We start from the raw sequence: 21,363 nt of genomic DNA on the forward strand, positions 1-21,363 counted from the left end.
CCGGCTGTCGCCTTCGCAACCGCGAACGGCTAGGCTGACAAGACTGACGGACGGACGAGACACCCATGTTCCAATGGCCCAAACGCGGTGACGGCTCCGAGACGGCGCGCGAACCCTTCCGCGACATCGGCGACCTCAAGGGTCAGGTGGCGGTGATCTCGGGCTCGACCTCCGGCATCGGCCTGGCCTTCGCCCGCGCGATCGCCTCGCGCGGCGGCGATGTGGTCCTGAACGGACTGGGCGACCCGTCCGAGATCGAGCGCACGCGGGCCGAGCTCGAGGCCAGCTGCGGCGTGAGGGTGCGCTATCACGCCGCCAACATGCTGCGCGGCGACGAGGTCGCCGACATGGTGGCCTACGGCAAGCACCAGCTCGGCCGGCTCGACATCCTGATCAACAACGCCGGGGTCCAGCACGTCGAGGCGGTGGAGAAATTCCCCTCCGACAAGTGGGAACAGATCATCGCCATCAACCTGTCCTCGACCTTCTATGCGACGCGGGCCGCCATCCCGATCATGAAGGCGCAGGGGCGCGGGCGGATCATCAACGTCGCCTCGGCCCACGGCCAGGTCGCCAGCCCGGTAAAGTCGGCCGATGTCGCCCCCAAGCACGGCGTCCTCGGCTTCACCAAGACGGTGGCGCTGGAGCTGGCCCAGGACAACATCACCTGCAACGCCCTGTGCCCCGGCTTCGTCGAGACGCCGATCGTCGAGAAGCAGATCGCCGACCAGGCCCGCACGCGCGGCATGTCGAAGGAGGCGGTGCTCAAGGACGTGATCCTGGGTTCGCAGCCGACCAAGCGGTTCGTCACCACCGACGAACTGACCGGCATGATGCTGTATCTGGTCAGCGACCTCGGCGCCTCGGCCAATGGCGCCAGCTTCTCCATCGACGGCGGCTGGACCGCCCAGTAGGCGCGGAGGCGCGGGTGCTGAAGCGAAAGCCGCGCGCACCGCGGCGGCGGCCCATCAGCCTGGCCCTGCAGGGCGGCGGCGCCCACGGGGCCTTCCAGTGGGGCGTGCTGGATCGCCTGCTGGAGGACGACCGGCTCGATATCCGCGCCGTGACCGCCTCATCAGCCGGGGCCATGAACGCCGCCGCCCTGATCAGCGGCCTGCACGCCGACGGGGCCGTGGGCGCCCGACGGCAGCTGGATCTGTTGTGGCGCGAGGTGAATCTGTCGGGCGGGCGAAATGTGTTCGGCGACTCCTCGATCTGGAGCGCGGCCCTGACGCCGGGATGGTTGAAGGACAGCAGTCTGTGGCGCTCGGCCGAGAACGCCGCCATGTCGATGAGTCCTTATCAATTCAATCCATTCAATCTGAATCCTCTCAAACGAGTTCTGGACACGGCGATTGATTTCGACGCTGTGCGCGCCTCTTCCATCCAGTTGTTCGTCGCCGCGACCGCGGTCAGGCACGGCCGGGCGCGACTGTTCAAAACGTCGGAGATCACCGATCAGGTCCTGCTGGCCTCGGCCTGCCTGCCGCACCTGTTCCAGGCCGTCGAGATCGACGGCGAGCCCTATTGGGACGGCGGCTATCTGGCCAATCCGGCCCTTTGGCCCCTGTTCTACGCCGACACCCCCGACGACATCCTGCTGTTGCCCTTGAACCCGTTCGTGCGCGAGGAGACGCCGCGCGCGGCGGGGGACATCATGGACCGGCTGAACGAGATCGTCTTCAACGCCCCCCTTGTCGCCGAGCTGAGAGCCGTCGCCTTCGTCCAGGACATGATCGCCGACGGCCGGCTGAAGCGCACCGGCGAGGACCGCTATCGCAGCCTGATGCTGCACGCCATCGAGCCCGGCCCGTGGCTGGGCGCCCTGTCGCTGAGCTCGAAGTTCAACACGGAATGGACCTTCCTCAACGACCTGAAGGCGCGCGGGCGCGAGGCGGCGGGCGAGTGGCTGGAGCAATGTTTCGCCGATGTCGGCCGGCGATCCAGCATCGACATCAAGGCTCGCTTCCTGGCCTAGCCCACAAATCCCGCCGCGCGGCGCAGCCGGTCGTTGATGGCTTCGCCGAGCCCTTCCGTCGGGATCGGCGCCACCGCGATCCCCGCGGGCTTTTCCCGGTCAGCCTCGCGCAGCCGCCGGAACAGATTGGCCGCCGCCTCGCGCAGGTCGCCGCTCGGGCTCAGGCTCCAGCGCGGATCGCCGGCGCCCCGGCCAAACCCCAGCAGGATTTCGCCGTCGCGCGCCGTCTCGGCCTCGATCCGCACAGGCGCGTCGGGCGCATAGTGCAGGGCCAGACGGCCGGGCGAGCGATGCCCCTCCCCGTCCCGGTCCAAAGGCCCGACGACGGCCTCGATCTCGTCGCGCGTGACCGAGCCCGGGCGCAACAGGGCGACACGGCCGTCCAGCACCGAGACCACCGTGCTCTCCACCCCCACGGCGCACGGCCCGCCGTCGATGGCGGCGCCGGCGGCGAACCCCGTCTCCTCCACCGCGTCAGCGAAGGTGGTCGGGCTGGGCCGCCCCGAACGGTTGGCCGACGGCGCCACCACCGGCCGCCCGAAGGCCGCGATCAGGGCGCGGGCGCGGGCGTGGCCCGGCACCCGAACGGCCACGCTGTCCAGCCCCGCCCGGGCGAGGTCGCATACGCCCGTCCGGTCGCGGATCGGGGCCACGATCGTCAGCGGTCCGGGCCAGAAGGCCTCGGCCAGGGCACGGGCGCGACGGTCGAACACCGCGACCGCCTCGGCCTGCACGGCGTCGGCGACATGGGCGATCAGGGGGTTGAACCGGGGACGGCCCTTGGCTTCGAAGATGGCGGCGACCGCCCGGGCGTCGCCGGCGTCGGCGGCCAGTCCGTACACTGTCTCCGTCGGCAGGATGACCAGGCCTCCAGCGTTCAGGACCGCCACGGCGTCGGCGTCGGACGCGCTCAGGCGGGGCGCGCCTGAAGCATCACCCGCACCGTCACCTGCCGTCCGACCAGCCCGTTCCACGGCCCCGATGTTCCTATTCCAAAGTCCGCGCGATCCAGCGTCAGCGCGCCGGCCAGATGCGCCCGGTCACCGTCGATGCGCAAGTCCAGGGGGAAGGCGACCGCCCGGGTCCGCCCCTTCATCGTGATGTCGGCGTTGGCCGTATAACGGTCGCCGCCCAGCGGCTCGAGCGACTTCAGATCGAAGCGGATGACGGGATGCCGCGCGGCGTCCAGGAACCCCGGCCCGATGGCGCGCCGGGTCGCGACCGACGGGGACATTCTCAGGGACGCCGACTGGACCGTCACCGTGGCCCGGGCCGTTTCAGGGTGGGCCCGATCCAGAACGGCGGAGCCCCGCCAGTCCTCGAATCGTCCCGTGCGCCAGCCGCCGAACGCCCGGACGGACATTTCGATACGCGACGCCTCCCGCTCGAAGGTCCAGGGCCCCGGCGCCGCGCCGGCCAGCAAGGGCGTCAGCAGCGCCAGGAGCAGGGCGGCGAGCAGCCTCATGGGCGGCGCGGTATCCACGGGATCATCCGGTGCAGGACATTGTCGCGGTCGACGAAATGGTGCTTCAGGGCGCCGATGATGTGCAGGACGACCAGGGTTATGAGCAGCTTGGCCGCCGTTTCGTGCAGGTCCATCAGGGCGCCGGCGGTCTCCCGGCCGCCGCCCACCGGCAGCAGGGGCCACTGGAACAGGCCGAACCAGAGGATCTCCCGGCCCGCCGCCGATGACGCCGCCCAGCCGACCAGCGGCATGGCGATCAGGAACACGTAGAAGAGCACATGAGTGGCGCGCGCCAGCAGCTTCTGCCAGCGCGGCAGGGCGTCCGGCAGCGGAATGGCCGGATTGGCGATGCGCCAGCCGAGTCGGCCCAGGGTCAGCACCAGTATGCTCAGCCCCACGGACTTGTGGATGTTGACGAACTCGCGCGAGATCGGCCCCTCGGTCCATTCATGCGCGGCGATCAGCACCACCTGGGTCACGACCAGGGCGGCGATCAGCCAGTGCAGGATCAGCGAGACGGTGGAATAGCGGTTGCGCGGTTCGGCCACGACGAGCTCCCTTTGGATGCGCCACTCTGACCCGCCCCGGCGTCTTCGCCAAGCCGCCGCTTGCATGCCCCGGCGGCAAGGCGGCATGAACGCGGGACCGTCCGAACCGAGGCCTCTCGTCATGACCTATCGCGCGCCCGTCCGCGACATCGCCTTCGCCCTGCAGGCCGTGGCCGGCATCGACCAGGTCGCCGCCACCGGCGCCTTCCCCGACTATGACGCCGATGTCCTCGGCGCGGTGCTGGAGGCCGCGGCGCAGTTCTCGGAGGGCGTCCTGGCCCCCCTGAACCGCATCGGCGACCTGAAGGGATCCACATACGCCAACGGCTCGGTCACCGCCGCGCCGGGCTTCGCCGACGCCTATCGCCAGTTCGCCGCGGGCGGCTGGACCGGCCTGTCCGCCCCCGCCCACGCCGGCGGCCAGCAACTGCCCAAGGCGCTGGAGCTGGCGGCCTACGAGACGGTGCACGCGGCCAACATGGCCTTCGGCCTGTGCCCCATGCTGTCGCTGGCGGCGATCGAGGCCTTGGAGGCCCACGGCACGCCATCGCAGAAGGAGATCTATCTGTCCCGGCTGGTGTCCGGCGAATGGACCGGGGCCATGGTCCTGACCGAGCCGCAGGCCGGCTCCGACCTCGGGGCCCTGACCGCAACGGCGACGCCGAACGGCGACGGGACCTGGGCCCTGAACGGCCAGAAGATCTTCATCACCTGGGGCGATCACGACGCCACGGACAACATCGTCCACATGGTGCTGGCCCGCCTGCCCGACGCCCCGGCCGGACCCAAGGGGATCAGCCTGTTCCTCGCCTCGAAATATCTCGCCGCGCCCGACGGGACGCTGGGCGACCGCAACGGCTTCCGGCCCGTGGGCGTCGAGCACAAGCTGGGCATCCACGCCTCGCCGACCTGCGTCATGGCCTATGAAGGCGCGATCGCGGAACTGGTCGGCCAGCCCAATCAGGGCCTGGCCCACATGTTCGTCATGATGAACGCGGCCCGCCTCGCCGTCGGGGTCGAGGGAGTGGGCATCGCCGAGCGGGCGTATCAGCACGCCCTCTCCTACGCCCGCGAGCGGAGGCAGGGCCGATCGGTCTGGACCGGCGAGGCCAACGCCCCGATCGTCGACCATCCCGACGTGCGCCGCACCCTGTCGGTGATGAAGGCGAAGGTCGCCGCCGCGCGCGCCATCTGCCTGTCCACCGGGGTGGCGGCCGACCTGGCGAAGCACAGCGCCACCGAGGAAGAACGCCGCCGCTGGAAGGGGCGCGAGGACCTGTTCACCCCGATCGCCAAGGCCTGGTCGACCGACGTCGGCTGCGAGGTCGCCTCGCTGGGGGTGCAGATCCACGGCGGGATGGGCTTCATCGAGGAGACCGGCGCGGCCCAGCACTATCGCGACGCACGTATCGCCCCGATCTACGAAGGGACCAACGGCATCCAGGCCATGGATCTGGTCGGCCGCAAGCTGTCGATGGACGGCGGCCAGTCGGCCCGCGACCTGATCGCCGACATGAAGGCGACGCTGGCGGTGCTGCCGCGTCTGTATTCCGGCAAACCGGTCGAGGCCCTGACCGAGGGCGTGAGCGCCGTCGAGCAGGCCACCGACTGGCTGATGGGGCGCAAGGGCGCCGCTGACGGCGCGGCCGACGTGCTGGCCGCCGCCGACGCCTATCTGAAGCTGCTGGGCGACGTCGCGGGCGGCTGGATGCTGGCGCAGGGCGCGCTGTATGCCCGCGACCAGCTGGACGGCGGTCAGGGCGACCCGACCTGGCTGGAAGGCAAGATCGCGCTGTACGAGGTCTACGCCGCCAATGTGCTGGGCCAGGCCTCCAGCCGGCTCTCCGCCGTCGGGCAAGGGGGCGCCCTGCTGGAGCGGATGAGCGTGGACGTGCTGGCGGGGTGACCTTTACACCGTCATCCTCGGGCTTGACCCGAGGATCGGATTGTCAGCCGCTCGGTGGCCGACCTCTGACGACGATCGAAGGGCCGAACCCTGACGACCAGCCGCGGAAGGTCTGATCCTCGGGTCAAGCCCGAGGATGACGGGCGGAAGAGCGCCCGTCAGATGTGCAACACCCGCCCGTAGGCGTCCAGCGCGGCCTCGTGCATGGCCTCGGACATGGTCGGGTGGGGATAGACGATGCCGTGGATGTCTTCCTCGGTCGCTTCCAGGGCGATGGCGGTGACATAGCCCTGGATCATCTCGGTGACCTCGGCGCCGATCATATGGGCGCCGATCAGGGCGCCGGTCTTCGCGTCGAAGATCACCTTGACGAAGCCCTCGATCTCGCCCGCGGCCACGGCCTTGCCGTTCACCCGGAAGGGGAAGCGGCCGACCTTGACCTCGCGCTTCGCCTCGCGCGCGCCCTGCTCCGTGATCCCGACCGAGGCGACCTGCGGCTGGGCGTAGGTGCAGCCGGCGATCGGCGAATTGACGTTGGGCGTCTTGTAGCCGGCGATGTGTTCGGCGGCGTGGATGCCCTCGTGCGAGGCCTTGTGCGCCAGCCACGGCGCGCCCGCGCAGTCGCCGATGGCGTACAGCCCCTTCACATTGGTCTGGCAGTGACCGTCGATGACGATATGGCCGCGATCCATATTGACGCCCAGCGCCTCCAGACCGATGCCGTCGGTGTTGGCGGTGATGCCGACCGCCGAGATGCAGACCTCGGCCTCCAGGGTCTCGGCCTTGCCGCCGGCCTCGATGGCCACCCGCACGCCCTTGCCGCCCCTGGACACCCTGGTGACCTTGCAGCCGGTGCGGAACTTCATGCCGCGCTTTTCGAAGGCCTTCTGCGCCGCCTTCGAGACCTCCTCGTCCTCGACGGGCATGATGCGATCGACGGCCTCGACCACCGTCACCTCGGCCCCGAGGGCGCGATAGAAGCTGCCGAACTCGACGCCGATGGCGCCCGAGCCGATGACGACGATGGAGGCGGGCATCTTCTTCGGCGCCATGGCCTCGCGATAGGCCCAGATCTTGTCGCCATCGGCCTCCAGGCCGATCTGCGGGATGGCCTTGGCGCGGGCGCCGACGGCCAGCATGACCGCCCTGGCCTCGACCGTGCGCGATCCGCCAGCCTTCAGGGCGACGACCACCTTGGGCGCGGCGGCGCCCTTCTCCAGCTTCGCCGCGCCCTCGATCACCTCGATCTTGTTCTTCTTCATCAGATAGGTGACGCCCTTGTTCATCGTGGCGGCCACCCCGCGCGAGCGCTGGATGATGGTCTCGAAGTCGAAGCCGACCTTGTCGGCGGACAGGCCGTAGTCCTTCAGATGCGACAGGCTCTCGTACTTCTCGGCCGACTTGAGCAGGGCCTTGGTCGGGATGCAGCCCCAGTTCAGGCAGATGCCGCCCAGGCTCTCGCGCTCGACGATGGCGACCTTCTGGCCCAGCTGGCTGGCCCGGATGGCGGCGACATAGCCGCCGGGGCCCGAACCGATGACGATGAGGTCGAATTCCATGGTCGTTCCGCTTGTTATGGTCACAGGCCGGTCTCGCGAATCCACGCCTCGGAAACCTCTCGGCCCCGCGTCATGTCATCGACTACCAAAATCATCTGATGGTCGTGGTCGCTGTACAGGACCTCGATATTGACGCCGGCTTCCGCCAGGCGGCGCGTGAGCTTTCCCAACTGGCCGGGAACATCCTGCCTCAGCCGCTGCACCAGGACCTCGCGTTCAGCGACGACCTTGATGCCGGCGGCTTCCAGCGCCGCGCGCGCGGCAGGGCCGTCGTTGAACAGAAAATGCGCGACGCCGCTTCCGTTCGCGAGCCATGCGCCGCCGCCCTCGATGCTGACGCCGCCGCGCGCCAGGGCCTCGCCCATCTCGGCCAAGGCCCCGGGGCGATCGTCAAGAGCGATGGCGAGGTCCCGCAGGGCGGCCATGTCAGATCAGCTTCTCGATATCGGCCTTGATGGCCTCGGGTTCGACCTGGGGGGCGTAGCGCGCGACCACGCGGCCCTCACGGTCGGTCAGGAATTTGGTGAAGTTCCACTTGATGTCGCGGCTGCCGAGGAAGCCCTTCTTCTGGCTGGTCAGCCAGGCGTAGAGCGGGTGCCGGTTGGGGCCGTTGACCTCGATCTTGTCGAACATCGGAAAGTCGACGCCGTAGGTCGAGGTGCAGAAGCTCGCGATCTCGGCGGCCCGGCCCGGTTCCTGCTGGCCGAACTGGTTGCAAGGAAACCCCAGCACTTCGAACGGTTTGTCGGCGAACTCCCGATGCAGCGCCTCCAGACCGGCGTACTGGCCGGTGAAGCCGCATTTGGAGGCCGTGTTGACGATCAGCAGGGCCTGGCCGCGATACCGCTCCAGCGCCTGCTCGGCGCCGTCGATGGCCGTGGCGCTGAAATCGTAGACCGAGGTCACACCGCGTCTCCGCCTAGGCCAGCATCGTCACAGGATCTTCGATCATTGCCTTGAAGGCCTGAAGGAATTTCGCGCCGACGGCGCCATCCACCACGCGGTGATCGCAGCTCAGGGTCACGGTCATCACGGTAGCGACGGCCAACTGGCCGTTCCTGACCAGGGGGCGCTGCTCGCCGGCGCCCACGCTCATGATCGCGCCCTGCGGCTCGTTGATGATCGAGGCGAAGGATTTGATCCCGAACATGCCCAGGTTGGAGACCGAGAAGGTGCCGCCCTGGAATTCCTCGGGCTTCAGCTTGCGGTCGCGGGCGCGCCCGGCCAGGTCCTTGGACTCGGTCGCGATCTGCGACAGGGACTTGGTTTCGGCCGCGCGGATGATCGGGGTGATCAGGCCGCCGTCGATCGCCACCGCCATCGCCACGTCGGCGTGGTGGTGCATGGCGATGCCTTCGGGCGAATAGCTGGCGTTGGCTTCCGGCACCGCCTTCAGCGCCATGGCCGAGGCCTTGATGACGAAGTCGTTGACCGAGACCTTCACGCCCGACTTCTCGAGCATGGCGTTCACCTTGACCCGCGAGGCCAGCAGGCCGTCGATCTCGCAATCGATGGTCAGCGGGAAATGCGGCACGTCGCGGAAGCTGTCGGTCAGGCGGCGGGCGATGGCCTTGCGCATGCCGTCCAGCGGGATCAGGTCGTAGCTGCCGTCCGGAATGCCCATCTGGGCCAGCGACAGGACCTTGCGGACCTCGCCGACCGGCGCCGCGGCGCTCGATGCAGCGGGAGCCACGGCCCCGCCCTTGGCGCCCTCGACGTCGCGCCTGACGATGCGGCCGTGCGGGCCGGTGCCCTTGACGGACTTCAGGTCGACGCCGTTCTGCGACGCGATGCGGCGGGCCAGCGGCGATGCGAAGACGCGCTCGCCATCGGCCTTGGCCGGAGCGGGCGCGGCTTTCGGAGCGGCTGCGGCCGCCGGAGCGGCCTCGGCCTTCGCCGGCTCAGCCTTCGTGACCTCGGCGGGCGCCGCGGCGGCCTTGGTCGCCGGAGTGGTCGCGCCGCCCTCGTCCTTCAGACGCGCGATGGGCGTATTGACCTTCACGCCTTCCGCGCCTTCGGCCACCAGGATGTCGGTGATCTCGCCCTCGTCGACGGCCTCGACCTCCATGGTCGCCTTGTCGGTCTCGATCTCGGCGATGACGTCGCCGGCCTTGACGACGTCGCCGACCTTGACGTGCCATTTGGCCAGCACGCCTTCTTCCATGGTGGGCGACAGGGCGGGCATCAGGATGTCGGTCATGCCTCAGGCCTCTCCGGTCTTGTCGATCGTCACGGTCGGCATCAGCGGCGGCGCCTTCAGCCCCGTGGCGCGGACGTGGGCGTCGCTCCAGCCCTTGACGATGGCCTTCAGCGTCTCCGCCTGGTCCATTCCATGGGAGCCCTCGTAGGCGCGGGAGAAATGCCAGGCCAGTTCGGCCAGAACGCTTCCCATCAGCTCCGGATCGCGCAGCGCCGGACGGATCATCATGGCCGGCTGGTTCGCGTTCCACCACACCCGGGCCAGTTCGGTGACGCCCTCGCCGCCGGCGGCGGGAATCTCTTCCGGGATCGGCAAGGCCTGGGCGGTCATGCCATCACCTGCTTCACCGCCTTGACGATCTTGTCGACGCCCGGCAGCGACAGGGCTTCCAGATTGGCGGCGTAGGGCAGAGGCACGTCCTCCTGGTGCACCCGCAACGGCGGCGCATCCAGATAGTCGAAGGCGTGCTCGATGACCCGGGCCACGACCTCGGCCCCGACGCCCATGGGACCCCAGCCTTCCTCGGCCGAAACCAGACGGCTGGTCTTCTTCACGCTCTCGACGATGGTCTCGTGATCCAGCGGCCGCAGGGTGCGCAGATCGACGACCTCGCAGCTGATCCCCTCCTCCGCCAGCTTCTCGGCCGCCTGGAGGGCGAAGCCGACCATGCGGCTGTGGGCGGTGATGGTGACGTCGGTCCCCTCGCGGCGAACCTTCGCCTTGCCGATCGGCACCAGCCAGTCCTCGACCTCGGGCACGTCGAACTCCAGCCCGTACATCATCTCGTGCTCGAGGAAGACGACGGGGTTCGGATCGCGGATGGCCGACTTCATCAGCCCCTTGGCGTCGGCGGCGTCATAGGGCGCGATGACCTTCAGGCCGGGCACCTGGGCGTACCAGGCCGAATAGTCCTGGCTGTGCTGGGCGCCGACGCGGCTGGCGGCGCCGTTGGGGCCGCGGAAGACGATGCTCGCGCGGATCTGGCCGCCCGACATGTAGAGGGTCTTGGCCGCCGAATTGATGATGTGGTCGATGGCCTGCATGGCGAAGTTGAAGGTCATGAACTCGACGATCGGCTTCAGCCCCGCCATGGCGGCGCCGACGCCGAGGCCGGCGAAGCCGTGCTCGGTGATCGGGGTGTCGACCACGCGCTTGTCGCCGAACTCCTGCAGCAGTTCGCGGCTGACCTTGTAGGCGCCCTGGTACTGGGCGACCTCCTCGCCGATCAGGAAGACGCCCTCGTCGCGGCGCATCTCCTCGGCCATGGCGTCGCGCAGGGCGTCGCGGATGGTGGTCTTGACCAATTTGGCGCCGGCGGGGATGTCGGGGTCGCGCAGTTCGACCTTCAGTCCGACCGCGGTGACGTCCTTCTTCTCGGGTTCGCCCGAAGCGTCGGAAGTGGTCTTTTGAGTCTCCGGAGTCGCACTCGCGGTCGTCGGAGTCGCAGCGGAATCCGTCTTCGAAATAGCAGGCGCGTCTTCACCGGTCAGACGCGCGATCGGCGTGTTGACCTTCACGTTCTCGGAGCCCTCGGCCACGAGAATTTCCAGCACCTCGCCCTCGTCGACGGCCTCGACCTCCATGGTCGCCTTGTCGGTCTCGATCTCGGCGATGACGTCCCCGGCTTTCACCGTGTCACCCACCTTGATGTGCCATTTGGTGAGCGTGCCCTCTTCCATCGTGGGCGACAGCGCCGGCATGAGAATGTCGGTCATTGAAGAACCTCTTGAGCCGCCTTTACCGCGGCAGCTTCGTTTTCGTGTCGCACAACGATAGGTGCGTCTGGCGAGAGCACTTCGTACTGCATGAAGCCTCCCAGCAAGGCGTAATGCTGGAGCTTCTCGCTCGCGAACGGATCGACGCGTGACAGGGCGGTGGATTCTTCCGTCACATTCAGCACGCTCTTCGTGTCAACTGAGCCGCCGAGAGCACCATAGTAACGGTCCTCAATTGCCCAGAACGCTTCGACCCGGTCGAAGGCCACCGAGTAGAACTCTCCGTCGCTTCCGTCTTCAGACGCAGTCCCTGTCACGACGACGTGCAAGCCACCTTGGCCAGCCGAGTGAGTCATCGAGGGGAAAAACAAGCGGTCCATACCGCTCGGCAATCCCTTCCACTTCAATCCGGACTCGGGCGTCACCGTCACGCCTCCACATAGACGTCGGTGTAGAGCTCGGACGGGTCCGGCTCCGGGCTTTCCTGGGCGAACTGGACCGCCTCGGCGACGATGGTCTTGATCTCGGCGTCGATGGCCTTGAGGTCGTCCTCGGTCGCGCCGGCCTGCTCCAACAGGAGTTTGACATGGTCGATCGGGTCACGGGTCTTCTTGACCTCGTCGACCTCTTCCTTGGCCCGGTATTTGGCCGGATCGCTCATGGAATGGCCGCGGTAGCGGTAGGTCTTCATCTCGAGGATGAAGGGGCCGCCGCCCTCGCGGGCGCGTTTGACGGCCTTGGCCACGGCGTCGCGCACGGCCAGGACGTCCATGCCGTCGACCTGTTCGCCGGGGATGCCGAAGCTGGACCCGCGCTCGCTCAGCTGGGTCGTGGACGACGAGCGCTCGATGCTCGTGCCCATGGCGTACTGGTTGTTCTCGATGATGTAGATGGCCGGCAGCTTCCACAGCTGGGCCATGTTGAAGCTCTCATAGACCTGGCCCTGGTTGGCCGCGCCGTCGCCGAAATAGATGAACGCGACCGAGTCATCGCCCCGGTAACGGCCGCTGAAGGCCAGGCCGGTGCCCAGCGCCACCTGGGCGCCCACGATCCCGTGGCCGCCGTAGAAGCCCGTGGCGGTGTCGAACATGTGCATCGACCCGCCCTTGCCCTTGGACGAGCCGCCGATGCGCCCGGTCAGCTCGGCCATGACCTCTTTCGGATCCATGCCGGCGGCCAGCATGTGGCCGTGGTCGCGGTAGCCGGTGATGATCTTGTCGTGACCCTGCCGCACGCTCTCCTGAACGCCCACGGCGACGGCTTCCTGGCCGATGTACAGGTGGCAGAACCCCCCGATCAGGCCCATGCCGTACAGCTGGCCCGCGCGCTCCTCGAAACGGCGGATCAGCACCATCTCGCGATAGAAGCGCAGCAGGTCCTCCTTCGAGGCCGCGGGCGTATTGGGGATTTTTGCGGTCTTGGACGCAGTCTTCGCGGCGGGGGCTTTCGCCATCCGTCATCTCCCGGCTGAGCCCCGCGTTCAGGGCCTCTTGTCGTTACGGAAAGGGGCTTTAGCAGCCTTCGTTCCCGAAAGGCAAAGCCGGCTCGCGGGGATGTAACGAAAGTTCACGCCGCCGGCGCGGGTCCCCCGGTCGCGGCCGGCGCCGCGACCCGGATGACATAGTCGCGCGGGTCGGCGAAGCCCAGCACGGCGCGGGCGCGCTCTTCCAGCAAATCGCGGGACAGGCTGTCGGTGCGCAGATAGCGGACGCGAACCTCGAGATCGCGCCGCTGGTCCATGATCCCCGCCAGCTGGGCCTCGCGCCGGACCATCATGGCGTCGCGCTCACGCCCGCTCAGCAGGCCGCGTTCCCCCGTCAGGGCCTGAACGCCCAGGTAGACGACCAGCAACAGGAGGATGGCGGACGGGAAATACGGCTTCATCCGTTCGGACACAGACAGACGCTCCTTCTGAGCGTGGACTCACAATCAACGAATCCTGACCGAAAATGCCTAACGAACCGTAGCTTGGCGGTAAGATTTGGCGCCACCCGATCACGAACCCGCGGCTGGATGGTTCTTCACAAAGGACACAAAGGAAATCACGAAGGACACGACGGGACCGGAGATGTGTCCAGGCCTGCATCCTCTTCCGCACGTCATGAGAAAGCGGATCCGCCGCCTTGATCCGATCGACGCCCCGGCGTCGATCCAACGTCTTTCCCATACATCGATAGCAAGCCCGGCTCGGTCATCCGCTCAGGACCCGTTGTGTCCTTTGTGATTTCCTTTGTGTCCTTCGTGATGAACCCGCCATCGCCGGTGTGGAGACGGCGCGTCGACGCAAGGACGACGGCGCTACCGGTTCAGCAGCATGCCGTCGCCGAAATAGGCCCCCTGGTCGCCCAGCATCTCCTCGATGCGGAGCAGCTGGTTGTATTTGGCTGTCCGGTCCGAGCGGGCCAGCGAGCCCGTCTTGATCTGTCCGCAGTTGGTGGCGACGGCCAGATCGGCGATGGTCGAATCCTCGGTCTCGCCCGAACGGTGGCTCATGACGGCGGTGTAGCCGGCGCGATGCGCCATATCCACGGCGTCCAGAGTTTCCGACAAGGTCCCGATCTGGTTGACCTTCACCAGGATGGAGTTGGCCAAGCCCTCCCCGATGCCGGCGGCCAGTCGGGCCGGATTGGTGACGAACAGGTCGTCGCCGACGATCTGGCAACGGTCGCCCAGCCGGTCGGTCAGCAGCTTCCAGCCGTCGAAATCGTCCTCGGCGCAACCGTCCTCGATCGAGACGATGGGGAAGCGTTCGCACAGATCGGCGAGGTAGTTGACCATGGCGTCGGCCTCGAGCGTCTTGCCCTCCCCCGCCATGACGTATTTGCCGTCCTTGAAGAATTCCGTGGCCGCGACGTCGAGGCCGAGGTGGAAATCCTCGCCGGCCAGATAGCCGGCGGCCTGTCCCGCGCGGGTGATGAAGCTCAACGCCTCCTCGGCCGAGGCCAGGTTGGGGGCGAAGCCGCCCTCGTCGCCGACATTGGTATTGTGGCCCGCGTCCTTGAGCTGCTTCTTCAGGGCGTGGAAGATTTCGGCGCCCATGCGCAGGGCCTCGGAGAAGCTCTCCGCCCCGGTCGGCAGGATCATGAACTCCTGGATGTCGATGGGGTTATCGGCGTGGGCCCCGCCGTTGATGATGTTCATCATCGGCGTCGGCAGGATGCGGGCCGAGACCCCGCCCAGATAGCGGTGCAGCGGCAGACCCGAGGAAATGGCGCTGGCCTTGGCGCAGGCCAGAGACACGCCGAGGATGGCGTTGGCGCCCAGACGGGCCTTGTTCTCCGTGCCGTCGAGCGCGATCAGGGCCTCGTCGATGCGGCGCTGGTCCTCGGCGTCCATGCCGCTGAGGGCGTCGAAGATCTCGCCATTGACGGCGTCGACCGCCTTGCCGACGCCCTTGCCGCCCCACAGGTCCTTGTCGCCGTCGCGCAGCTCGACCGCCTCGTGGGCGCCGGTCGAGGCGCCCGAGGGCACGGCGGCGCGGCCGAAGCTGCCGTCGTCCAGGGTCACGTCGACCTCGACCGTCGGATTGCCCCGGCTGTCGAGAATCTGGCGGGCGACGATGTCGGCGATGTCGGTCATGGGAGCGCTCTGCTGTCAGGGAGTTCGGCGGGGTTTAACGCAGCCCCCGCCGATAAGCCAACCGCAAGCGATCAGGCGCAGCCCTCGACGTACTGGATCGAGGGGTCGCCGCCGGCGATGGATTGCACCCGGCCGTCATTACCGATCTCGTACTTCAGGCCGCGCGCCGCCGGGCTGTCATGATCGACGGTCGACCAGACGGTGATGTATTCGGCCGGCGCGGCCGCATATTTGTGCGGCATGACCTCGGCGTCCGCGCCATAGACCCGTTTCACCTCGGCGGCGGCATCTCCGATATTCAGGGCCCGGTCGGTCTCGACGACGGTGTTCCGGCTCAGCCAGACGCTGGTCAGGACGCCGTTCTGGATCATGACCAGCATGCCCTCGGGCGCGCGCTCCGGGCGGAACATGTCGCAGACTTCGGGCTCGGGCCCACCGACGGCGTCCGGGTCGGCGTCAGAGCCAAGCGCGGCCTCGACCTCGGCGAGGGTCATGCCGATCCGCAGGGGGCCGTAGCCGGCGGCGGTCAGCTTGTCGGCGGCGGAGACGGGCGGGCCGGGCGCCGCCGGGGGATCGGCCGGCGGGGCGGGCTCGGCGGGCGGCGGTGCATTGCAGGCGGCCAGGGCAAGAAGGGCGACGGAGCCGAAGGCGGCGAAGCGGATCATGGGACGTCTCCAGCGTTGCATCAGCCGGACAGAACGCACGAAAACGGCGCGCGAGTCATCGCGCGCCGCAAAAAGCTTCGTTCGGCCCGACGACCGGGCCGCCGAAAGACCTAGTCTTCCTTGGGCGTCAGGACCTGGCGGCCGCGGTAGGTGCCGGTCTTCAGGTCGATGTGGTGCGAGCGGCGCAGCTCGCCCGTGTCCTTGTCCTCGACGTGCGGGTTGGAGCCCAGCGAGTCGTGCGAGCGGCGCATGTTGCGACGCGAGGGCGATACTTTGCGCTTCGGAACGGCCATGTCCGTCTCAATCTTCTCAAGGGTGGCGCCGGCGGAGGCGCGAAAACAACAGCGGCGGCCCGAAAGAGCCGCCTGCGAGGGCGGGCTTATGCCCCAACCCGGCCCGGAGTTCAAGCGGGAGCTTGTGTCACAGCCTTCGTCGTCCAATCCGTCCGCGACAAAGCGTAGTACAGACTGTCCTTCCAGACCCCGCCGACATTCCAGGTACGCTCGGCCGAGCCCGCAGGGACGAAGCCGAGCCGCTCCAGCAGCCGAATCGAGGCGGCGTTGTCCGGGTCGACGTCGGCGGTCAGGGTCTCGACGTCGCGGGTCCGGAAGACATGGTCGACGGCGGCGCCGACGGCCTCGACGGCCAGCCCCTGCCCCCAGCAGTCGGGATGCAGGATGTAGCCGACGTTCGGCATCTCGTAGAACCCGGCCTTGCCGATCACCCGGCCCTCCAGTTCGACGACGAAGTCCGGATGGTCGGGCCCGCTGGCGATCATCCCGTCCAGCCAGGCCGCCGTCTGGTCCAGCGACTCATGCGGCGGCGTCGACCACCAGCGGGTCGCGCGCGGATCCGACAGGACGGCGTGCATCGCCTCCAGGTCGTCCGGCCGGGCGGAGCGCAGGATCAGACGGGACGTGCGGATCTCCATCGGATCAGTCCAGCGCGCGTTCCATGACGAGGAAATACAGGTCGTCACGTCTGGGCAGGCCGAAACGAAGGTCGCCATAGGGGAACGGCAGGGTGTCGCCCGTGAGCCGGTAGCCGAGCCGTTCGTACCAGGCGATCAGGGTCTCGCGCTGCGGGAAGACGGAGATGCGCACGCGCCGCGCGTTGAAGCGATCGGCCAGCGTCCGGTGGGCGGCCTCGACCAGCCGGCGACCCAGGCCGCCGGCCTGCAGGGTCGGGCTGACCGACAGCATGCCGAAATAGCCCGTCCCTTCCCCCCGGTCGGCGATGAGCACGGATCCGACCAGACTCCCGCCGCGCCATGCCGTCAGCAGGGCCTGTTTCGGGTCGGCCAGAATATCGGCCAGATCCTCCGGATCGGTACGCTGGCCGTCCAGCAGATCGGCTTCCGTGGTCCAGCCCGCGCGTGAGGCCTCGCCGCGATAGGCGCTCTCGATCAGGCGGTGGAGGGCGGGGATGTCGGCGGGTGTCGCGTCCCGGATCGTCGTCTCAGTCATGGGCCAGCATTTCGCCGACCGCCTCGCCGATCGCAAGGGAGCTGGTCAGGCCGGGGCTCTCGATGCCGAACAGGGCGACCAGGCCGCCGAGGCCATGCACCTCGCGGCCGTGCAGCTGAAAATCCGGCTGCGGCTCGCCCGGCCCGTGCAGCTTGGGGCGGATGCCGGCGTAGTCGGGGGTCAGGGCGCCGTCGGGCAGGCCGGGCCAGAACCGGCGGATGTAGCCTTCGAATTCGGCGGCCTTGGCGGCGTCGATCGAATAGTCCTCCGTCTCGACATAGACGAGGTCGGGACCGAACACGGCCTGCCCGCCGAGGTCCTTGCGATAGTGGGTACCCAGCGCTCCGGGGATGGGCGGCGGATAGATCAGCCTCTCGAACGGCGCCTTGCCGGTCAGGCGGAAATAGACGCCCTTGCCGAAATGGCCGACGGGAATGCGGTCGGTGGGATAGCCCTCGATCCGGGCGGCGACGGCCTGCGCCGACAAGCCGGGGGCGGTGACCAGCAGACGGGTGGTCAGGGTCGCCCCGCCCTCCCCGCCCGCCGTGATCCTGTAGCCGCCGCCGGGCAGCGGCTCGGCCCGTTCGAACGGCGTGGAGACAACCACCGAACCGCCGCCCGCCTCGATCTCGCCCTCCAGCGCCAGCATGTAGCCGTGGCTGTCAAAGACGCCGCTCTCTGGCGAGAGGATGGCGGCGTGGGCGTTCAGGCCGGGCTCGAGGGCGCGGGCCTGGGCGCCGGTCAGATGCTCAAGGCCCTCGACGCCGTTGGCCGTCGCCTGCGTGAAGATGGCCTCGATCCGCCCGACCTCCGTCTCGTCCGTGGCCACGACCAGCTTGCCGCATTTGCGGTGGTCGACCTTGTGGCCGTCGAGGAAGGCATACAGCGCCCGTCGCCCCTCGACGCAGAATCGCGCCTTCAGCGAGCCGGTCGGATAGTAGAGGCCGCCGTGGATGACCTCGGAATTGCGCGACGACACGCCCTGGCCGATGTGCGGCTCCTTCTCGAGCACCAGCACCGACAGGCCCCGTTTCGCCAGCGCCCGACCGCAGGCCAGGCCGACCGCGCCGGCGCCTACCACCGTGGCGTCGAAGTCGAAGCTCACCCCCCGGGTCCGTACAGCTTCGCCGCCCGCGCCTCGAAACAATGCATCAGCCGTCCGACCGCCCGGTCGAAATTGGCGTGCAGCATGGCGTCGAGAATGCGGGACTTGAAGGCGAAATCGATGAAGAACTCGACGCGCGTTCCCGCCGGATCGGGAAAGAACTCCCAGCGGTTCTTCAGGTGTCTGAACGGCCCGCGGATCAGACCGACCTCGACCATGTCGCGGTTCCGGTCATGCCGCACCCAGGTGGAGAACCGCTCCTTGAGGAAGGAGAAGCCCACCGCCGCCTCGGCGTCGATCAGGCTGACGCCGGGCGCCTCTTCCCGCGGAGCCCAGGTCCGCATGGCGGTTACCCAGGGCACGAACTCGGGATAGGCGCGCACGTCGGCGACCAGCGCGGCCAGCTGGGCCGGCGCCCAGGGCAGGATTTTGGTGACGCGGTGGACGGCCAAGCGCGGCTCAGCGCCCGGTCTGCGCCAGACGCGCCGCCCTCAGCCGGGCGAAATCGTCGCCGGCGTGGTGCGAGCTGCGGGTCAGGGGCGAGGACGAGACCATCAGGAAGCCCTTGGCGCGGGCGATGGCCTCATAGGCCTTGAACTCTTCCGGCGTGACGAAGCGGTCGATGGCGGCGTGTTTGCGGGTCGGCTGCAGGTACTGGCCGATGGTGATGAAGTCGACGCCGGCCGAGCGCATGTCGTCCATCACCTGCATGACCTCCTCGCGGGTCTCGCCCAGGCCGACCATGATGCCGGACTTGGTGAACTGGTTGGGGTCGCGCTCCTTGACCATCTGCAGCAGGCGCAGGGAGTGGAAGTAGCGGGCCCCGGGCCGGATCTTCAGATACAGCCGCGGCACGGTCTCGAGGTTGTGGTTGAAGACGTCGGGCGTGGCGTCGATCATCACCTCGGCCGCCCCGTCCTTGCGCAGGAAGTCGGGGGTCAGGATCTCGATGGTGGTGTTCGGGGCCTGAAGGCGGATCTGGCGCACCACCTCGGCGAAGTGGGCCGCGCCGCCGTCCGATACGTCGTCACGGTCCACGCTGGTGATGACGACGTGGTTCAGCCCCATCTCCGCCACGGCGAGACCGACCTTCGCCGGCTCTTCCGGGTCCAGCGGCTGGGGCAGGCCCGTCTTGACGTTGCAGAAGGCGCAGGCGCGGGTGCAGGTGTCGCCCATGATCATCAGCGTGGCGTGCTTCTGGCTCCAGCACTCGCCGATATTGGGGCAGGCGGCCTCTTCGCAGACCGTGTGCAGGCCCTTTTCGCGGACGATGGCCCGGGTGGCGTTGTACTGGCCCGATCCCGGCGCCTTGACGCGGAGCCAGTCCGGCTTCTTCAGCACGGCCGTTTCCGGGCGGTTCTGCTTTTCGGGGTGACGCAGTTCGGCCGGCGTCTTCGTCAGGGTGTCGATCAGCGTGACCAAGGCGGCGCGGGCTCCGGGCGTGGCGAAGCCGCTATGTCGTCCTTCCGCGCGGCGAAGGCAAGGCGGCGGAAAGCTCACGCAGGGTAACGCATCTTTTCAATGGGGCGTCGCGGCCCTAGTTTGCGCGTTCAGCATACAAGGGCGCGGGCCAACCGCGGCCCGCACGGAGGATGGATTTGCGCGTACCCCTGGATGCGAAGGCCGGCGAGCAGACCATTTTCGACGGCCTGATCGCGGCCCGCGAACGGTACGGCGACAAGGAAATCCTGGAGGACCAGGACCGCAAGCCGCTGACCTACACCGGTCTGATCCGCGCCGCCTTCGTTCTGGGGCGGAAGATCGCCGCCATGACCGAGCCGGCCGAGCGGGTCGGCATCCTGCTGCCGTCCAGCATGGGGGTGGTGGTCACCTACTACGGCCTACACGCCCACAGCCGCGTGCCGGTGATGCTCAACTTCACCTCGGGCCAGAGCAACATCAAGGCGGCCATCAAGGCGGCCGGGGTGAAGAAGATCCTGTGCGCCAAACGCTTCGTCACCCAGGCCAAGCTGGAAGACCTGATGGCCGACCTGGCCGCGGCGGCCGAGATCGTCTGGCTCGACGACGTACGCAAGACCATCGGCCTGCAGGACAAGCTGTACGGCCTGATGGCCGGAATGATGCCCAAACGGTTCCGGGTGAAGACCGAGCCGTCCTCGCCCGGCGTGGTGCTGTTCACCTCGGGCAGTTTCGGCGCGCCCAAGGGGGTGGTGCTGAGCCAGTGGAATCTGGTCGCCAACTGCCGCCAGGTGGCCCAGCACATCGACCTGAAGCCCGAGTGGGTGATGTTCAATCCCCTGCCGACCTTCCACTGCTTCGGCCTGACGGGCGGAGTGCTGCTGCCGATCCTGCACGGGATGAAGGCCTTCCAGTATCCGTCGCCGCTGCACGCCAAACAGATCGTCGAGCTGTTGCCTGACGTGAAGGCGTCGATCCTGTTCGCCACCGACACCTTCCTGAACCAGTACGCGCGCGTCGCCGCGCCGGACGACTTCGCCACCCTGCAGTTCGTCGTCGCCGGGGCCGAAAAGGTGCGTCCCGAGACCCATCACCTGTTCAACACCCGCTTCCACGGCCTGAAGCTGCTGGAAGGCTACGGCGCGACCGAAGCGGCCCCCGTGGTGGCGGTGAACCATCCTGACCGTAACCGTCCCGGCACGGTCGGCCAGATGATGCCCGGCATGGAATGGCGCATCGACCCGGTCGACGGCATTCCCGACGGCGGGCGGCTGTTCCTGCGCGGACCCAATGTCATGCGGGGCTATCTGTCCCCGGATGATCCGCTGAGCGTCGAGCCGCTGGCGGGGGGGTGGCATGACACGGGGGATATCGTCGATATCGACAAGGACGGTTACGTCTCGATCCTGGGGCGGGTGAAGCGGTTCGCCAAGATCGGGGGCGAGATGGTGTCGCTGACGGCGGTCGAGGGACTGGCCAGCGCGGTCTGGCCGGACGCGCGGCACGCGGTCGTCTCCATCCCCGACAGCCGCAAGGGCGAGAAGCTGGTGCTGGTCACCGACCGCAGGGACGCCGACGTCGGCCGCCTGGCCGAATGGGCCCGCAGCCACGGCGCCCCCGAACTGGCGGTGCCGAAGAAGATCATGCGCGTGGTCGAGGTGCCGGTCCTGGGCACCGGCAAGACCGACTATGTCCGCATCCAGCAGATGGCCGAGCTGGAGAAGGCCGCCTGAACCTTTGTCATTGAACTGAAACTGC

General features: G+C 68.2%; 24 protein-coding genes. 4 read left to right on the top strand and 20 right to left on the bottom strand.

What is annotated here, in order from left to right; genetic code table 11:
* Positions 1 to 65 precede the first annotated feature (65 nt).
* Positions 66 to 914, top strand: a complete 849-nt coding sequence (locus Q8Q71_RS00450; RefSeq protein ID WP_305757679.1) for a 3-hydroxybutyrate dehydrogenase — start codon at positions 66 to 68, stop codon at positions 912 to 914.
* Between the two features lie 14 nt (positions 915 to 928).
* Positions 929 to 1,978 (top strand): patatin-like phospholipase family protein, encoded by a 1,050-nt coding sequence (locus Q8Q71_RS00455; protein WP_305757680.1) that lies wholly within the window; start codon positions 929 to 931, stop codon positions 1,976 to 1,978.
* On the opposite strand, the gene Q8Q71_RS00460 is transcribed toward Q8Q71_RS00455, so the two are convergent.
* Genes Q8Q71_RS00460 through Q8Q71_RS00470 form a run of 3 tightly spaced genes read right to left on the bottom strand, consistent with a single transcriptional unit; the run spans position 1,975 to position 3,991 of the window.
* Positions 1,975 to 2,868, bottom strand: coding sequence for an L-threonylcarbamoyladenylate synthase (locus tag Q8Q71_RS00460; RefSeq protein WP_305757681.1), 894 nt, complete (start codon positions 2,866 to 2,868; stop codon positions 1,975 to 1,977). The two genes, Q8Q71_RS00455 and Q8Q71_RS00460, sit on opposite strands and share 4 nt — an antisense overlap.
* 20 nt (positions 2,869 to 2,888) lie before the next feature.
* On the bottom strand, positions 2,889 to 3,443 hold the full coding sequence (locus tag Q8Q71_RS00465) for a YceI family protein (RefSeq protein ID WP_305757682.1): 555 nt from the start codon (positions 3,441 to 3,443) through the stop codon (positions 2,889 to 2,891).
* Entirely contained in the window at positions 3,440 to 3,991 is a 552-nt protein-coding gene (locus Q8Q71_RS00470; protein ID WP_305757683.1) for a cytochrome b, read from the bottom strand. The genes Q8Q71_RS00465 and Q8Q71_RS00470 overlap by 4 nt, the downstream gene beginning before the upstream one ends.
* A 121-nt stretch (positions 3,992 to 4,112) precedes the next feature.
* Here Q8Q71_RS00470 and Q8Q71_RS00475 point away from each other — a divergent pair, with 121 nt between their 5' ends.
* Positions 4,113 to 5,897 carry an acyl-CoA dehydrogenase gene (locus Q8Q71_RS00475; RefSeq protein WP_305757684.1) on the top strand — a complete coding sequence of 595 codons (1,785 nt, stop codon included), beginning with the start codon at positions 4,113 to 4,115 and terminating at the stop codon, positions 5,895 to 5,897.
* A gap of 158 nt (positions 5,898 to 6,055) precedes the next feature.
* Here Q8Q71_RS00475 and lpdA read toward each other — a convergent pair whose 3' ends face one another.
* The 17 genes from lpdA to lipA form a co-directional block, all read right to left on the bottom strand.
* Positions 6,056 to 7,456 carry a dihydrolipoyl dehydrogenase gene (gene lpdA / locus Q8Q71_RS00480; RefSeq protein WP_305757685.1) on the bottom strand — a complete coding sequence of 467 codons (1,401 nt, stop codon included), beginning with the start codon at positions 7,454 to 7,456 and terminating at the stop codon, positions 6,056 to 6,058.
* 20 nt (positions 7,457 to 7,476) lie between these two features.
* Complete coding sequence (locus tag Q8Q71_RS00485) at positions 7,477 to 7,881, bottom strand: amino acid-binding protein (RefSeq protein WP_305757686.1); 405 nt, start codon at positions 7,879 to 7,881, stop codon at positions 7,477 to 7,479.
* A gap of 1 nt (position 7,882) precedes the next feature.
* A complete protein-coding gene (locus tag Q8Q71_RS00490; protein WP_305757687.1) occupies positions 7,883 to 8,362 on the bottom strand; it encodes a glutathione peroxidase in 480 nt (159 codons plus the stop codon).
* A 13-nt stretch (positions 8,363 to 8,375) separates the two neighbouring features.
* Positions 8,376 to 9,656, bottom strand: a complete 1,281-nt coding sequence (locus tag Q8Q71_RS00495) for a pyruvate dehydrogenase complex dihydrolipoamide acetyltransferase (protein ID WP_305757688.1) — start codon at positions 9,654 to 9,656, stop codon at positions 8,376 to 8,378.
* A 3-nt stretch (positions 9,657 to 9,659) separates the two neighbouring features.
* A complete protein-coding gene (locus Q8Q71_RS00500; protein WP_305757689.1) occupies positions 9,660 to 9,986 on the bottom strand; it encodes a DUF5076 domain-containing protein in 327 nt (108 codons plus the stop codon).
* A complete protein-coding gene (locus tag Q8Q71_RS00505) occupies positions 9,983 to 11,371 on the bottom strand; it encodes a pyruvate dehydrogenase complex E1 component subunit beta (RefSeq protein WP_305757690.1) in 1,389 nt (462 codons plus the stop codon). The genes Q8Q71_RS00500 and Q8Q71_RS00505 overlap by 4 nt, the downstream gene beginning before the upstream one ends.
* On the bottom strand, positions 11,368 to 11,802 hold the full coding sequence (locus Q8Q71_RS00510; protein ID WP_305757691.1) for a hypothetical protein: 435 nt from the start codon (positions 11,800 to 11,802) through the stop codon (positions 11,368 to 11,370). Before Q8Q71_RS00510 ends, Q8Q71_RS00505 begins: the two co-directional genes overlap by 4 nt.
* A complete protein-coding gene (pdhA, locus tag Q8Q71_RS00515; protein WP_305757692.1) occupies positions 11,799 to 12,824 on the bottom strand; it encodes a pyruvate dehydrogenase (acetyl-transferring) E1 component subunit alpha in 1,026 nt (341 codons plus the stop codon). The genes Q8Q71_RS00510 and pdhA overlap by 4 nt, the downstream gene beginning before the upstream one ends.
* Before the next feature lie 113 nt (positions 12,825 to 12,937).
* The gene (locus Q8Q71_RS00520; protein ID WP_371315915.1) at positions 12,938 to 13,255 is read right to left on the bottom strand and encodes a septum formation initiator family protein; all 318 of its coding nucleotides are present in this window, start codon (positions 13,253 to 13,255) and stop codon (positions 12,938 to 12,940) included.
* A 414-nt stretch (positions 13,256 to 13,669) separates the two neighbouring features.
* Positions 13,670 to 14,950: a phosphopyruvate hydratase gene (gene eno, locus Q8Q71_RS00525; RefSeq protein ID WP_305757694.1), complete on the bottom strand. Its 1,281-nt coding sequence runs from the start codon at positions 14,948 to 14,950 to the stop codon at positions 13,670 to 13,672.
* Between the two features lie 71 nt (positions 14,951 to 15,021).
* The gene (locus Q8Q71_RS00530) at positions 15,022 to 15,615 is read right to left on the bottom strand and encodes a hypothetical protein (RefSeq protein ID WP_305757695.1); all 594 of its coding nucleotides are present in this window, start codon (positions 15,613 to 15,615) and stop codon (positions 15,022 to 15,024) included.
* Between the two features lie 110 nt (positions 15,616 to 15,725).
* Positions 15,726 to 15,908, bottom strand: a complete 183-nt coding sequence (gene rpmF / locus Q8Q71_RS00535) for a 50S ribosomal protein L32 (RefSeq protein ID WP_284220375.1) — start codon at positions 15,906 to 15,908, stop codon at positions 15,726 to 15,728.
* Positions 15,909 to 16,018: 110 nt separating this feature from the next.
* Positions 16,019 to 16,546, bottom strand: coding sequence for a GNAT family N-acetyltransferase (locus tag Q8Q71_RS00540; protein WP_305757696.1), 528 nt, complete (start codon positions 16,544 to 16,546; stop codon positions 16,019 to 16,021).
* Positions 16,547 to 16,550: 4 nt separating this feature from the next.
* Entirely contained in the window at positions 16,551 to 17,081 is a 531-nt protein-coding gene (locus tag Q8Q71_RS00545; RefSeq protein WP_305757697.1) for a GNAT family N-acetyltransferase, read from the bottom strand.
* Positions 17,074 to 18,186 carry an NAD(P)/FAD-dependent oxidoreductase gene (locus Q8Q71_RS00550; RefSeq protein WP_305757698.1) on the bottom strand — a complete coding sequence of 371 codons (1,113 nt, stop codon included), beginning with the start codon at positions 18,184 to 18,186 and terminating at the stop codon, positions 17,074 to 17,076. Before Q8Q71_RS00550 ends, Q8Q71_RS00545 begins: the two co-directional genes overlap by 8 nt.
* Positions 18,183 to 18,638, bottom strand: coding sequence for a type II toxin-antitoxin system RatA family toxin (locus Q8Q71_RS00555; protein ID WP_305757699.1), 456 nt, complete (start codon positions 18,636 to 18,638; stop codon positions 18,183 to 18,185). Before Q8Q71_RS00555 ends, Q8Q71_RS00550 begins: the two co-directional genes overlap by 4 nt.
* A 7-nt stretch (positions 18,639 to 18,645) precedes the next feature.
* Positions 18,646 to 19,608 carry a lipoyl synthase gene (gene lipA, locus Q8Q71_RS00560; protein WP_305757700.1) on the bottom strand — a complete coding sequence of 321 codons (963 nt, stop codon included), beginning with the start codon at positions 19,606 to 19,608 and terminating at the stop codon, positions 18,646 to 18,648.
* Positions 19,609 to 19,778: 170 nt separating this feature from the next.
* Here lipA and Q8Q71_RS00565 point away from each other — a divergent pair, with 170 nt between their 5' ends.
* Positions 19,779 to 21,338, top strand: a complete 1,560-nt coding sequence (locus Q8Q71_RS00565; protein ID WP_305757701.1) for an AMP-binding protein — start codon at positions 19,779 to 19,781, stop codon at positions 21,336 to 21,338.
* Positions 21,339 to 21,363: the final 25 nt, after the last annotated feature.

The sequence above is a fragment of the Brevundimonas sp. genome, from assembly GCF_030704825.1.
In the GTDB taxonomy this organism is placed as follows: domain Bacteria; phylum Pseudomonadota; class Alphaproteobacteria; order Caulobacterales; family Caulobacteraceae; genus Brevundimonas.

Bases quoted from the DNA above. Each gene is read 5' to 3' on its own strand.
- Q8Q71_RS00475 (WP_305757684.1), top strand. From the start codon at position 4,113: ATGACCTATCGCGCGCCCGTCCGCGACATCGCCTTCGCCCTGCAGGCC.
- Q8Q71_RS00530 (WP_305757695.1), bottom strand. From the start codon at position 15,615: ATGATCCGCTTCGCCGCCTTCGGCTCCGTCGCCCTTCTTGCCCTGGCC.
- Q8Q71_RS00500 (WP_305757689.1), bottom strand. From the start codon at position 9,986: ATGACCGCCCAGGCCTTGCCGATCCCGGAAGAGATTCCCGCCGCCGGC.
- Q8Q71_RS00505 (WP_305757690.1), bottom strand. From the start codon at position 11,371: ATGACCGACATTCTCATGCCGGCGCTGTCGCCCACGATGGAAGAGGGC.
- Q8Q71_RS00540 (WP_305757696.1), bottom strand. From the start codon at position 16,546: ATGGAGATCCGCACGTCCCGTCTGATCCTGCGCTCCGCCCGGCCGGAC.
- Q8Q71_RS00545 (WP_305757697.1), bottom strand. From the start codon at position 17,081: ATGACTGAGACGACGATCCGGGACGCGACACCCGCCGACATCCCCGCC.
- rpmF (WP_284220375.1), bottom strand. From the start codon at position 15,908: ATGGCCGTTCCGAAGCGCAAAGTATCGCCCTCGCGTCGCAACATGCGC.
- lpdA (WP_305757685.1), bottom strand. From the start codon at position 7,456: ATGGAATTCGACCTCATCGTCATCGGTTCGGGCCCCGGCGGCTATGTC.
- Q8Q71_RS00485 (WP_305757686.1), bottom strand. From the start codon at position 7,881: ATGGCCGCCCTGCGGGACCTCGCCATCGCTCTTGACGATCGCCCCGGG.
- Q8Q71_RS00565 (WP_305757701.1), top strand. From the start codon at position 19,779: ATGGATTTGCGCGTACCCCTGGATGCGAAGGCCGGCGAGCAGACCATT.
- pdhA (WP_305757692.1), bottom strand. From the start codon at position 12,824: ATGGCGAAAGCCCCCGCCGCGAAGACTGCGTCCAAGACCGCAAAAATC.
- Q8Q71_RS00495 (WP_305757688.1), bottom strand. From the start codon at position 9,656: ATGACCGACATCCTGATGCCCGCCCTGTCGCCCACCATGGAAGAAGGC.
- Q8Q71_RS00520 (WP_371315915.1), bottom strand. From the start codon at position 13,255: ATGAAGCCGTATTTCCCGTCCGCCATCCTCCTGTTGCTGGTCGTCTAC.
- Q8Q71_RS00465 (WP_305757682.1), bottom strand. From the start codon at position 3,443: ATGAGGCTGCTCGCCGCCCTGCTCCTGGCGCTGCTGACGCCCTTGCTG.
- Q8Q71_RS00450 (WP_305757679.1), top strand. From the start codon at position 66: ATGTTCCAATGGCCCAAACGCGGTGACGGCTCCGAGACGGCGCGCGAA.
- eno (WP_305757694.1), bottom strand. From the start codon at position 14,950: ATGACCGACATCGCCGACATCGTCGCCCGCCAGATTCTCGACAGCCGG.